We start from the raw sequence: 12,423 nt of genomic DNA on the forward strand, positions 1-12,423 counted from the left end.
CCGAACCGCCTGTTACGCATCCTCGCCGGCACCGCCAAGAACCCGCAGGAGGGCTGCACATTGCGGATCTTGATTATCGAGCAGCTCCGCCGGCCCAGTGCGGCCGATTGCAATGTTGACGACAGTAGCCGCAGCCCAGCCATAGTCGCCCGCGGCACGTTCGATCAACTGCGGGCTCTGGGACGCGAGGCAGGCCTGGGACTGACGAGCGATCTCCATGGGAAGCCGCGCGCGCTCGACTTGTTCCACTATCTGAGCCTGCAGCGGATCAACGACGAGCACGGCAAAAATCCAGCCGATAAAATCCGAAAACATATCTATTTCCTTCCTGTTCGGTAGCTGACAGTGTTCCTATGAGCAGTGCTGATCATGCACGCTGCTGCTGATCCTGTGTCTTGAGGGAGCTCCAGACCACCCCGGCGACGACGAGGGCGAAGAAGCTCGACCACATCGATAGCGGCGTTTCCAGCCACTCGAAAAACAACAAAGAAAGATTCAAAGATAATCCCCTATCGGCACGGGCTGTCGGAAAACGGTCCGACATCGCAAGAGTGCCGAGGCTCTCGCCAGAGGGGCCCGGACCAGCGGGTTAGCCCGCAGATGGGGATTGGCCTTTCGCTCGTCAAGGGCGGTCCGAACTCGCCCTCTCCATCGGAATGCGACGTCGGGCCGATCCGAAAATCTGGAACTGAAACTGCTTACCGAAGGTCCGAGCACCTGCAAGGCGCAGGGATCGGGGGCAATAAGATGACCGCGAAAATCGGTTACAGGAGATTTTAAAGGGCCACGCGCAGCCCTAACTCGATCTCGGTCATTTGGACAGGAGCGGAGTTTTCTGTTGTGGCCAATTCAAAATCTGATTTACTGGCACTTCGCTGTTTGGCTTTGAGGGGGATATTGCCGATGGTGTGGACCCGCAGGGACGTGTTACTGGGTGGTTTGGCTTTACTTGGCACCGGCGCGGTTCAGAAACCGACATTTGCGCAGGCGTCTTCCTCTTTTGCCGGCACCGCCGTCGACAATGGCGTGGTGTTCCAAAGGACCAACTTCGCCAAGATCGACAGGCGGTGGCACCGCCAGGTCGTCAAGTATTTCAGCAGCGAGCCGATCGGCACCGTTGTTGTCGATACAAGGCATCATTTTCTCTACGTCATCATGGAGAACAAGACAGCCATCCGCTACGGCGTCGGCGTCGGCCGCGAGGGCTTCAAATGGTTTGGCCGCGCCACGATCGATCGGAAATCGCTTTGGCCGCGCTGGACGCCGCCGCCGGAGATGCGCAAGCGCCATCCAGAATTGCCCGAATTCGTGGCGGGAGGCTCACCGAAGAATCCGCTCGGCCCCCGCGCCATGTATCTGCTTCGCGACGGCGTCGACACCGGTTATCGCTTCCACGGCACGTTGGAGCCGGGGAGCATCGGCAAGGATGCTTCCAGCGGCTGTATCCGCATGTTCAATGAAGACGCCATCGATCTTTACCAGCGTTGCCCGATCGGCACCGCTGTGCAGGTTCTGCCGCATATCGCCGACCAGGCTGAAAACGCCGCTCAGGTTGGCAAGATAGCCCCGGTCCAATAAGGAATATCATCCAGATGTATACTATGCTCGGATACACGAGGAGCCTTGTGGCCGCGGCCATGCTGGTGGCGCTCGCCGCCTGCACCACCAGCGAAGTTGCCTCCCTGGAAGAACCTGCCGTGGCGCCGATGACCGGCCAGACCAACGATCCCGCGCCAGGTTTCGAGAACATCGCGGCTGGCAGCGAAGAGGATTTTATCCTCAATGCCGGCCGACGGATCTACTTCAGCCAGGACTCTGCCACGCTCGATTCCGTCGCCATGGCGACGTTGGATAACCAGGCCGTTTGGCTGAACAGGAATCCGAATTGGCTGGTCAAGCTGCAGGGATTTGCCGACGATTCCGGCTCCCCGTCCAAGATGGTGGCGCTGTCGCAGAAGCGCGCCGAGGCGGCAATGGCCTATCTCGCCTCGAAGGGCGTGGACGCCAGGCGCATGTGGGCAAAGGGCTACGGCAACGACCGCGAAGTCCGCGATTGCGCCGAGCGCTCGTGCAAGGTGCAGAACCGGCGCGTCGTCTCCAATCTGCGTGTCCAGCGAGATGATGAAGGCGCTTGAGACCGGACCGGGCGTTTCGGCTTCCCAGCTGCTGTGATCGCAAAAGCGTGAGCAGCCGTGCCTGCCGTTGTGGATGGGCGCTCGTCCGGCGGACCGGAGCGGCGATCGCTTGGAATTCTTCTCGAAACGCAAATGGCCGTAACGGCAAAGAACACATCGATAGCTGCGGCAAGTTCAGGTTCGAGCCCGCCGGGGATGCCCTTCGCGCGGGCTTTCATGGAATCCATCAAGCCACTCCTGCAACTCTGCCTCAGCCCGCTCCAGAGCGCTGTAGTTCAGGAGTTTGCGCAGGAAAGCGACCGCAACGGCGCGGGCGCGGAGATTGAAGCGGCCGTCTTCGTGGTCGTCGCCGTTGGTCTGGTAGACGTCGAGCTTGTCGTAGAGCTGCTGCAAGCGGTTCTGGACGCTTCGCAACGAGAGGCCCCGACGCCTGGCGATGGCCCGGTCCGTGAGGCCCAGCGCGATGTCGACCAGGATCTCGTATTCGGAATCGGTAAAGCCGTTTGTCTGGCCGAGGCTCTTCTGCTGCAGGCCCCGCACCTCGCGGTCAATGACGCACTGGCTCTCGATGAAGATCGAGCGTAGCGCAAGCTTCAGTCGCTCGTCGGAGGCGGATTTGAGCACATAGCCATAGGCGGCACCGTCCGGCACGATGCGGGAGACGCCGCGCACATAGGCCTCGTCCGAGTAATTCGACCAGAACAGGATGCGGGTCTCCGGCCGCTCCTTCCAGATCGTGCGCGCCGCCTCGATGCCGTTGCGGCTCGCCATCTGCAGGTCCATGACGATATGCGCGGATTTGTGATCGCGGGCGAGCTTTTCGCCGACGGTTCCGTTTTCCGCCTCGATAACTGTGTCGCATTCCGGCAGGGCGGCGTTGACCGCCTCGTGCAGATAGGACCGATGCAGCGGGTCGTCCTCGACGATCAGAACCTTCATCGTAGCCTCTTCCTCAGTTTGACCCGCTCGCAGGCTCGTGCGGCACGAGCGGCAGCACGACGCGCACCACAGTGCCGCGGTTGTTGTGGCCAGGCCCGGTGGTGAAGCGCGCCGAGATGAGCCGCGCACGGGTCTTCATGTTGTCGATGCCTCCGCCGATCCGTCCCCGCGTCTTGGCGAGCCCGGTCCCGTCGTCGGAGATCTCGATCGACAGCCGGTCGTCGTCAGCCTCGAGCCGAACCATAACGGCCAGCGGGGCGGCATGGCGCACCGCATTGTTGATCGCCTCCTGCGCGATACGGAACAGCGCGACACTGACACTCGGTTCCAGTCGCTCCAGTGCGCCATGCGTCTCGTCGGCGAGCCCCCATTCGATGCCCGATCCCGTGTCGCGGGTCGATCGGTCCAGATGATGCTCGATCGCTTGGGCGAGGCCGAAGAGTTGGAGCACGGAGGGTTTTGCCTGCTCGATGATCTGGCGCAGGTCCTGCATGCAATGCTGGAGCGAACGGGAAATGGGCTCCAGCGCCTCTGGCGCCATCTCGGCGTTGGCCGACAGCCGATCGATCCGGCGGGCGAGCCGCGTCAGGTCAGCCAGCGTCTGGTCGTGCAGGTCCATGCCGATCCGCTGGCGCTCCTGCTCCAGCGCTTCGGTCAGTTTCAGCGCGCCTTGTCGCAACCCCTCCTCGCGCGCACGCGCCTCCGCCTCCACGATGGCCGATCGCTGCGCCTGCTCGGCCGCCTGCAGGGCGAAAAAATAGGGCGTCAGCAGATCGGCGATGATGCGGGCGCGTTCGATATCCTCCATCGTATAGACGTCCGGCTTTTGCGACGAGCAGGAAAGCGCTGCGATGATCGTACCCTGCACCTTCATCGGTACATGCAAGCGGCTCCTCAGCGACTGTTCCACGATCGGCCGCTTGAATGCGCCCTCGAAGTGGAAACGCGGGTCCGTCATAGCATCGTTCGCCAGAAGAAAGTCCACCTCGCCCCAGAGCAGCGAGCGGATGGGGCTGTTGACCACCGGCGCGCCGGCAAGGTCGCCCCAGGCGGTCTCGATCCCTGTCTCGTAGGCCGTGTGGTAGTTGCCGCCCTCAAGCAGCACACAGACATCGAGATGATCGTGCGGGATGATGTGGGCAACCTCGGCGGCGACCGAACGGATGGCCGAGCGGAAGTCGAGCTGGCCCGCCAGCAGCCGGGAAATGCCGAGATAGTGGTCGAACATGGCTGCGGGTGCCAGATGCAGCATCGTCAGTTCCTCCCCGAGACGGCAGCAGGCTCCTCAACCTGCCGCGATCGCTTCGCAGTAAGCGCCCGCGGAAGCGCCGCCGTCTTGCGTAAACCCGCAGCTTGTTGCGCAAAACCCGCAAACGACTTGCCGCCTTGCCCCTATACAGGCCGGTCGATCTCCCGCATCCTGCCCTTACTGAGAGGAGGATGCTCAGTGCAAGAACAATTTTCACTCGAACCCATTTTGGGCAGGCAGTGAAGCGATCCGCTAATCGGCGTGATCATGAGGGAGAGAGATATGAAAATCCGCAAGATGCTTCTGGCATCGGCCGCAATAGCTTGCGCCGCGCTGCCCGTTTCCGCCTTTGCCGAGACGTCGGCAAAGAAGATCGCCCTGTCCAACAATTATGCCGGCAACTCCTGGCGCCAGGCCATGCTGACAAGCTGGGGAAAGGTAACGGGCGAAGCCGTGAAGACTGGCGTCGTTGCCGCAGCCGACGCGTTCACCACCGCCGAGAACCAGGCGACGGAACAGGCCGCGCAGATCCAGAACATGATCCTGCAAGGCTATGACGCGATCGTGCTGAATGCCGCCTCGCCGACGGCGCTGAACGGCGCGGTCAAGGAAGCCTGCGACGCCGGCATCACCGTCGTTTCCTTCGACGGCATCGTGACCGAACCCTGCGCCTGGCGCATCGCCGTCGACTTCAAGGAAATGGGCCGCAGCCAGGTGGAGTATTTGTCGAAGAAACTCCCGGACGGCGGCAACTTGCTTGAGATCCGCGGCCTTGCCGGTGTCTTCGTCGACGACGAGATCTCGGCTGGCATCCACGAGGGCGTCAAGCAGTTTCCGCAATTCAAGATCGTCGGCTCCGTTCACGGGGACTGGGCGCAGGACGTGGCGCAGAAGGCTGTTGCCGGCATTCTGCCAAGCCTGCCCGACATCGTCGGCGTGGTGACGCAGGGTGGAGACGGTTATGGCGCGGCACAGGCGATTGCCGCGACCGACCGGAAAATGCCGATCATTGTGATGGGCAACCGCGAGGACGAACTGAAGTGGTGGAAGCAGCAGAAGGACGCGAAGGGCTACGAGACCATGTCCGTGTCCATTGCGCCGGGCGTCTCCACGCTGGCCTTCTGGGTCGCCCAGCAGATCCTCGATGGCAAGGAGGTCAAGAAGGACCTCGTCGTGCCCTTCCTGCGCATCGACCAGGACAATCTCGAGACGAACCTTGCCAATACGCAGGCCGGCGGCGTTGCCAACGTCGAGTACACGCAGGAAGATGCCGTCAAGGTCATCGAGTCGGCGAAGTAATTTTTTCCGGCCAATGCCGCGCGGCCGCGAATGGCTGCGTGGCATCCTTTGCGAGCAGATGTGGCGGGCAGCATGAATGACGTTTTGAAGGCCGTGATCGCGGTCGATGGCGCCAAGATCAGCTTCGGCGCGGTCAGGGCACTCGACGGCGTGACGCTCCATGTCATGCCGGGCGAATGCGTCGGGCTCGTCGGACACAATGGAGCCGGCAAGTCGACGATCGTCAGCGTGATCAACGGCGGGCTCACCCCGCACGAAGGAAGCGTCGCGAGCGACGGCGAGCGGCTGGAACGCTATGGCATCAACGTCGCACGTGCCCGCGGTGTGCGCTGCGTCTTCCAGGAACTTTCGCTCTGCCCTAACCTCTCCATCGTCGAGAATGCGCGCATCATGCATCGCGATCTCGGTGGCTTTGGCTGGCGCAAGCGCGCCGCACAGATCATTGGCAAGAGCCTCGACACTGTCTTTCCCGGCCACGGCATCGACAGCACTCGGACCGTGGGAGATCTTTCGATTGCCGAGCGGCAGATGGTCGAGATCGCCATGGCCTTTTCCGACGCCGGCGTTCCGCCGCGGCTGGTGATCCTCGACGAACCGACCTCGTCGCTCGATGCAAGCCTTGCTCGCCAGATGCTCGACCATGTCCGCCGCTTCGTTGGCGCGGGTGGGTCCGTCATCTTCATTTCGCATATCCTGCACGAGATCCTCGAAACCTCCGACCGCATCGTCGTCATGAAGGATGGCCGCGTTGTCGCCGAACGCCCCGCGCACGACTTCGACCATCATGGCGTCGTGGAAGCCATGGGCACCGTTGCGAAAGACGAGACAGGGCAGCGCTCGGCGCGCGAACAGTCCACCGCTCCGCTCGTCCTGTCCCATCAGGCAGCAGGTCTTTCCTTCATGGCGCGCAAGGGTGAGATCATTGGACTGGCGGGTCTGGCAGGCCACGGGCAGACCGAGCTCCTGCTCGCCCTGCATGCCTCCCAGGCCGGCAACTGGCTGCCTGAGCGTGATCCACTCGTCACCTTCGTCGCCGGCGACCGCCGCCTCAACGGCGTCTTCGAGCTGTGGAGCATCCTGCGCAACTTCTCCATCGCCTCGCTCGGCGACCTGTCCCGGCGCGGCCTCATCCTCCCAGGCAAAGAGGCGACGAAAGGCGCCGACTGGAAGCGGCGGATCGAGATCCGTACCCCCGATATGGACAACCGCATCCTGTCGCTTTCAGGCGGCAATCAGCAGAAGGTCCTCTTTGCGCGCGCGCTTGCGACGCGTGCTCCGATTGTCCTGATGGACGATCCGATGCGCGGCGTCGACATCGGAACCAAGCAGGAAGTCTACGCGATCATTCGCGAGGAAGCCGCGCACGGCCGGACTTTCATCTGGTATTCGACGGAGATGGACGAGGTCAGCCTCTGCGACCGCGTCTACGTCTTCCGCGAGGGTCGTATCGCGGCCGAACTTGCCGGCGACGCCGTCAACGAGACGAACATCATCGCCGCCTCCTTCGAGGGTGTCGCCGCATGACGTTCCGGCTCTCGTCCGACGCCATGCGTCTTGCCATTCCCGCCCTGTCGCTGACGCTGCTGCTCGCGGCTGTCTTCTGGCTGCAACCGCGCGCCATGAGCTATGTCGGGCTCAATCTACTGTTCAACCTTGCCGTACCCATCGCGCTTGCGACGATCGCCCAGATGCTCGTGATGGCCGTGAATGATCTCGATCTCTCGATGGGCACCTTCGTCAGCTTCATCGCCTGCGTAACCGCGACCTTTCTGCGGGACGCCCCCGTGACCGGCGTTCTGATCCTTGCCGGGGCGATCGTCACCTATGCGGCGCTCGGCATCGTCATCCATCTGCGCAACCTGCCGTCCATTGTCGTGACTCTCGGCATGAGCTTCGTCTGGGGTGGCCTTGCCGTACTGCTGTTGCCGTCACCGGGCGGGCAGGCGCCGGACTGGGTGCGTTGGCTGATGACTGTCAGGCCCCCGTTGGCGCCGATGGCTATCGTCGCCAGCATCGTCATCGCTGCCGTCGCCCATCTCGTCATCATGCGGTCCTCGCTCGGCGTGCTGATCCGCGGCATCGGCGGCAACCAGCGCTCTGTCGAGCGCGCCGGCTGGTCGATTGTCCGGGCGCGCGCCACCGCCTATGGCCTTGCCGGCTTCTTCGCGGTTCTCGCTGGCATCGCCCTCGTCGGCCTGACCACCGCAGCCGATGCTAACATCGCGCTGCGCTACACGCTGCTTTCGATCGCCGGCGTGATCCTCGGCGGCGGCGAGTTTATCGGCGGCCGCGTCTCTCCTATCGGCGCCGTGATCGGCGCGCTGACGCTGACGCTCGCCGGCTCGTTCCTTTCGTTCCTACGCATCTCGCCGGACTGGCAGATCGGGGCTCAGGGCGCGATCCTGATCATCGTGCTCGCGCTTCGCCTGATGCTCAACCGTCTCGAAAAGCGGGAGAAGCGCCGATGATCCTGCTCCTGCGGCCCTTCAGCAAACCCTGGATATGGTCATGGCTTGCCGCCTTTATCGTGTGGTTCTTGACAATCATGGTAACGCTTGGTGCCAGCACGCTCGGCCTGTCGCAAGCCGCGCTCACCTTCGCGGCCTTCTCGGTCATCGTCGGGATCGGCCAGATGTTCGTCATCACGCTCGGTCCCGGCAACATCGATCTCTCGGTTCCGGCCACCATGACGCTTGCCGGTACGGTAGCGCTGAAACTCATGAATGTCGAAAACGGCATGATCCTGCCCGGCTTTCTTGTCGTCATCTTGATCGGCCTTGTCGTCGGCCTGTGCAATTACGCGCTCATCAAGGCGCTGCGCATTCCGCCGATCATCGCGACTCTATCCATAAGCTTCATCGTGCAGTCCGCCGCAATCTGGACGAACCGGGGATTGCGCATCAAGCCTCCAAGCATGCTTGCCGAGTTCACCACGTCGAACACGCTCGGCGCGCCGAACGTGGCGATCGTCGCATTCCTCATCTCGATCCTTGCCTGGTTCCTGCTCGAGAAGACGATCTACGGGCGCTGGATCTCGGCGATCGGCCAGAGCATGCCGGCCGCGCGCATGGCGGGGATACCGGTCGACGGCACCCGCTTCGTCACCTACCTTTTCTGCGCCGTGCTCGCATCGGTCGCAGGTTTTCTGCTCGCCTGCTTCTCCGGCGGCGCAGCGCTCAACATGGGTTCGGAATATCTCCTGATGTCGATCGCCGTCGTCGTCATCGGCGGCACGGCGGTCGCCGGCGGAGATTCCAACGTGCCAGGCATCTGGGGCGCATCGCTTTTCATGTTCCTGGTCGTTTCCATGCTCAACACTTACGGGCTCGGCGCGGGCATCCGCCTCATCATGACCGGCCTCATCATCATCAGCGTCATCATGCTCGCCGGCGGTCGCCGGCCCGGCATGCGATAAACGGAAAGAGCTCCATGGTCGAGGCCGACATCTATGAAATCCACGACGCGCGCTTCCGGCAGATGATCGTGACGAGCGCCCGTCTCGACGAACTCTATTCCGGCTGCCGCTGGGCTGAGGGTCCCGTCTGGTTCAACGACGCGAACCAGCTTCTGTGGAGCGACATTCCCAACCAGCGCATGATGCGATGGACACCCGAGGGCGGCGTCTCCGTCTACCGGCAACCGTCCAACTTCACCAACGGCCATACGCGCGACAGGCAGGGAAGGCTCATCTCCTGTGAACACGGTATGCGTCGTCTCACGCGCACCGAGGTCGACGGCTCAATCACGGTGCTCGCCGACCGTTTCGGGAGCGCGCGGCTCAATTCTCCGAACGACGTGGTGGTGAAGTCCGACGGCACGATCTGGTTCACCGATCCCACCTACGGCATCATGTCGGACTACGAAGGCTATCGCGCCGAGCCGGAACAACCGACCCGCAACGTCTACCGGCTCGACCCGACGACCGGCGAGCTTGCGGCGGTCGTCACCGATTTCATCCAGCCAAACGGCCTTGCCTTCTCGCCCAACGAGACAACGCTCTACGTGGCGGATTCGGCAGCAAGCCATGACGAAAGCCTGCCGCGTCACATCCGCGCTTTCGATGTGGTCGATGGCAGACGGCTCGCCAACGGCCGTGTCTTTTGCCTCATCGACAACGGCATTCCAGACGGCATCCGCACAGACGTGAACGGGAACCTCTGGTCGAGTGCCGGTGATGGCGTGCATTGCTTCGATCCGACGGGCAAGCTGATCGGCAAGATCCGCGTGCCGCAAACCGTCGCGAACCTCACCTTCGGCGGGCCCAAACGCAACCGGCTGTTCATCGCGGCAACCCGCTCGCTCTATGCAATTTACGTCGCTGTGACCGGTTCTCAGCTGCCTTAAAGACACGGTCATTTCCGACGACGATGGCCCGGAAAGTTGTAATGGGGGACGGTTGAGGTACAGCTTGTCGCAACCGTTCGAGAGCGGCTTGACCTGCGAGCAGGCGATATCAACGCTTAAACTGATCTCGGGAAAGTGCATGCTTTCAGGGCAAGGACGAGAAGCAGATCAGCGAGCTAGAAGACGACGCGGGCCGGCGGCCAGCAACACCTCAACATCCGATGCAGTGTTTGGCCGGCCAAGACTTCGGCAGCACCTTCTACCTCACCCATCGGCCTCAACCAGACATCACCTTGGGCAGAGACACCGACGCCCGCAGACCCGGCAACTTCTGCGCCGGCCGATTCTTAGAAAGAACGATATCTCCGCCGTGATGGCGGACGATGGCTCGGGCGATCGAAAGCCCCAGGCCGACGCCGCCAGTCTCGCGGCTGCGCGACTGCTCGAGGCGAAAGAACGGCGCGAACACCTGTTCGGTTGCGTTTTCGGGAATGCCGGGACCGTCGTCCTCGACGACAATGTCGATCGTCGTCGGCGTGTGAAAGAGATGGACCCTGGCCTGGCCACCGTAACGCACCGCGTTTTCGACCAGGTTGCGGATGGCGCGGCGCAGGCCTTCGGGGCGGCATCGATAGTTGATCTTCGCGCCCTCGGAAAATTCGACGCTCTGCCCGAGCTCCGCAAGGTCGTCGCAAAGGCTGCCGACAAGGGCGTTGAGCTCGATCGTCCTGGTTTCCTCGACGGTCGCCTCCCCCCGTGCAAAGGCAAGTGTCGCCTCGGTCATCGTCTGGATTTCGTCGATCGTCGCCAGCATCCGTTGCTGTACGTCGGGATCCGAAACGAATTCGGCGCGCAGACGCAAGGATGTGAGCGGCGTACGCAGGTCATGGCTGATCGCCGCAAGCATGCGCATCCGATCCTCAACGAAGCGGTGCAGCCGCGACTGCATCCGATTGAACGCTTCTGCTGTCTGGCGGATGTCGTCAGGCCCGGATTCGGGCAGCTTCTCCACCGTCTCGCCCCGCCCAAGAGCCTCGGCGGCCGAAGCAAGACCCCGCAGCGGCCGGGTAATGCGATTGGCAGTGAAGACACCGATGATCGAAAGAACGATCGCCGTTATGCCGAGCGAGAATAGCGATTGCGTGTTCCAGAGCGTGCTCGGCATCACTTTGTGATAAGCGGAATTCAACCAGCTGCCGTCGCTGAGCCGTACGGCAAGCCCCATTCCGTTCGTTTGATCGAAATAGAGGAACTTGGCCGCATGCGGCAGGGACCATGGTCCAGACGCCAGGGTGGTCCAGTCATCGGAAGCGTTTGCAGCCGCAAAGAGGCCCCGTTCATAGCCGAGCTTCGCCGGCAGGTGCCTCGACTGCGTCTGCGAGTTCCGTCGCGAGTCGGGCAAGTTCGGCAATGGTTCTGCAAGCTGTGCTACTGCCACCGTGCGCCAATGGTCCGCATCGGCCGGATCGCCGGCGGAGATCCAGAAGCGCGAGTAGCCTGTTCCACTGGCAAGCAGGACGTCCTGGCGAAGAGGAACAGGCAGGGATTCGAGCAGCCTTGCAAGCGATGCGGTGCGGCTGAAGAACTCGCCCTTGGCAGCCGCCCGCAGAGCCTTGTCGCGCTCGTCCCATGAGATCAGGAATGCAAGGGCTTGCGATATGACGAGCGCAAGCAGCAAGAAGCCGATGAACTGCGCAGCAAGACTCCTTTTCCACCATCGCATCATCGGGATGCCACCTCTGCAGAAAAGCTGTAACCGCCACCCCAATGGGTCTTGATGATGGCGGGATTTTTCGGGTCGAACTCTATCTTCTTGCGCAAGCGGCTAACCTGGTTGTCGATGCTGCGATCGAAGAAATCGGCGGTACGGCCGACGGTCAGATCGAGAAGTTGGTCACGGCTGAGGACGAGACCCGGATGTTCCAGGAAGGCCTTGAGCAGGCGAAACTCCGCAGTGCTGAGTGCGATGCCGACGCCGTCTTCGCCGATGAGCTCCCGGCGACCGACATCCAGCCGCCATTGATCGAAGGTCACGGTTTTCGCCTTGATCGTCTCGCGCTGCTGCGGCGGCAGGCTGTTGACCCTGCGCAGCACGGCCCTGATGCGCGCCAGAAGCTCCCGCGGGTTGAAGGGCTTGGTGAGATAGTCGTCGGCGCCGAGCTCCAGCCCGATGATGCGGTCGGTGTCGTCCGCCATCGCAGTTAAGAATATGATCGGTATCTCCAGTGTGCCACGCAGCTGGCGACAGACGGACAGACCATCCTCGCCCGGCATCATAATATCGAGAACGATCAGGTCCGGGGCGCCGCGTTCGACGATGCGCCGCAGCGCCGCGCCGCTTTCGGCGACGCTGACGTGATAGCCCTGCTGGGAAAGATACTTGCCGACAAGGTCGCGGATGTCCCGGTGATCGTCTACGACGACGATATGGGGTGCCGACTGCATGGAGCGCCTCGC

13 protein-coding genes are annotated in these 12,423 nt (G+C 62.5%); 7 read left to right on the top strand and 6 right to left on the bottom strand.

The genetic code is table 11. The features are described from left to right. Positions 1–12 precede the first annotated feature (12 nt). Together EV130_RS07050 and EV130_RS33835 are read right to left on the bottom strand one after the other, a co-directional pair. Complete coding sequence (locus EV130_RS07050; RefSeq protein WP_074065165.1) at positions 13–315, bottom strand: hypothetical protein; 303 nt, start codon at positions 313–315, stop codon at positions 13–15. Between the two features lie 52 nt (positions 316–367). Then, positions 368–499 carry a hypothetical protein gene (locus EV130_RS33835; protein ID WP_257788705.1) on the bottom strand — a complete coding sequence of 44 codons (132 nt, stop codon included), beginning with the start codon at positions 497–499 and terminating at the stop codon, positions 368–370. A gap of 404 nt (positions 500–903) precedes the next feature. On the opposite strand from EV130_RS33835, the gene EV130_RS07055 reads away from it, so the two are divergent. Beyond that, the gene (locus EV130_RS07055) at positions 904–1,578 is read left to right on the top strand and encodes a L,D-transpeptidase (protein ID WP_132659750.1); all 675 of its coding nucleotides are present in this window, start codon (positions 904–906) and stop codon (positions 1,576–1,578) included. Between the two features lie 14 nt (positions 1,579–1,592). After that, complete coding sequence (locus tag EV130_RS07060; protein WP_132659752.1) at positions 1,593–2,135, top strand: OmpA family protein; 543 nt, start codon at positions 1,593–1,595, stop codon at positions 2,133–2,135. 174 nt (positions 2,136–2,309) lie between these two features. On the opposite strand, the gene EV130_RS07065 is transcribed toward EV130_RS07060, so the two are convergent. Both EV130_RS07065 and EV130_RS07070 read right to left on the bottom strand, forming a co-directional pair. After that, entirely contained in the window at positions 2,310–3,074 is a 765-nt protein-coding gene (locus EV130_RS07065; protein ID WP_074065168.1) for a response regulator transcription factor, read from the bottom strand. A 13-nt stretch (positions 3,075–3,087) separates the two neighbouring features. Beyond that, positions 3,088–4,326, bottom strand: a complete 1,239-nt coding sequence (locus EV130_RS07070; RefSeq protein ID WP_074065169.1) for a GAF domain-containing sensor histidine kinase — start codon at positions 4,324–4,326, stop codon at positions 3,088–3,090. Between the two features lie 279 nt (positions 4,327–4,605). On the opposite strand from EV130_RS07070, the gene EV130_RS07075 reads away from it, so the two are divergent. The 5 genes from EV130_RS07075 to EV130_RS07095 all read left to right on the top strand — a co-directional run bounded on the left by EV130_RS07075 (position 4,606) and on the right by EV130_RS07095 (position 9,966). After that, positions 4,606–5,622 carry an ABC transporter substrate-binding protein gene (locus tag EV130_RS07075; RefSeq protein ID WP_132659754.1) on the top strand — a complete coding sequence of 339 codons (1,017 nt, stop codon included), beginning with the start codon at positions 4,606–4,608 and terminating at the stop codon, positions 5,620–5,622. A 72-nt stretch (positions 5,623–5,694) separates the two neighbouring features. Continuing rightward, on the top strand, positions 5,695–7,146 hold the full coding sequence (locus tag EV130_RS07080) for a sugar ABC transporter ATP-binding protein (protein WP_132659756.1): 1,452 nt from the start codon (positions 5,695–5,697) through the stop codon (positions 7,144–7,146). Continuing rightward, a complete protein-coding gene (locus tag EV130_RS07085) occupies positions 7,143–8,090 on the top strand; it encodes an ABC transporter permease (protein WP_132659758.1) in 948 nt (315 codons plus the stop codon). The genes EV130_RS07080 and EV130_RS07085 overlap by 4 nt, the downstream gene beginning before the upstream one ends. Next, positions 8,087–9,037: an ABC transporter permease gene (locus EV130_RS07090; RefSeq protein ID WP_132551831.1), complete on the top strand. Its 951-nt coding sequence runs from the start codon at positions 8,087–8,089 to the stop codon at positions 9,035–9,037. The genes EV130_RS07085 and EV130_RS07090 overlap by 4 nt, the downstream gene beginning before the upstream one ends. 14 nt (positions 9,038–9,051) lie before the next feature. Next, the gene (locus EV130_RS07095) at positions 9,052–9,966 is read left to right on the top strand and encodes an SMP-30/gluconolactonase/LRE family protein (RefSeq protein ID WP_132659760.1); all 915 of its coding nucleotides are present in this window, start codon (positions 9,052–9,054) and stop codon (positions 9,964–9,966) included. Between the two features lie 277 nt (positions 9,967–10,243). On the opposite strand, the gene EV130_RS07100 is transcribed toward EV130_RS07095, so the two are convergent. Next, entirely contained in the window at positions 10,244–11,692 is a 1,449-nt protein-coding gene (locus tag EV130_RS07100; protein ID WP_081377266.1) for an ATP-binding protein, read from the bottom strand. Then, positions 11,689–12,411, bottom strand: a complete 723-nt coding sequence (locus EV130_RS07105; protein WP_074065174.1) for a response regulator — start codon at positions 12,409–12,411, stop codon at positions 11,689–11,691. Before EV130_RS07105 ends, EV130_RS07100 begins: the two co-directional genes overlap by 4 nt. Positions 12,412–12,423 lie beyond the last annotated feature (12 nt).

Origin of the sequence: Rhizobium azibense (assembly GCF_004342325.1) — a bacterium.
GTDB classification, from domain to species: Bacteria; Pseudomonadota; Alphaproteobacteria; order Rhizobiales; family Rhizobiaceae; genus Rhizobium; species Rhizobium etli_B.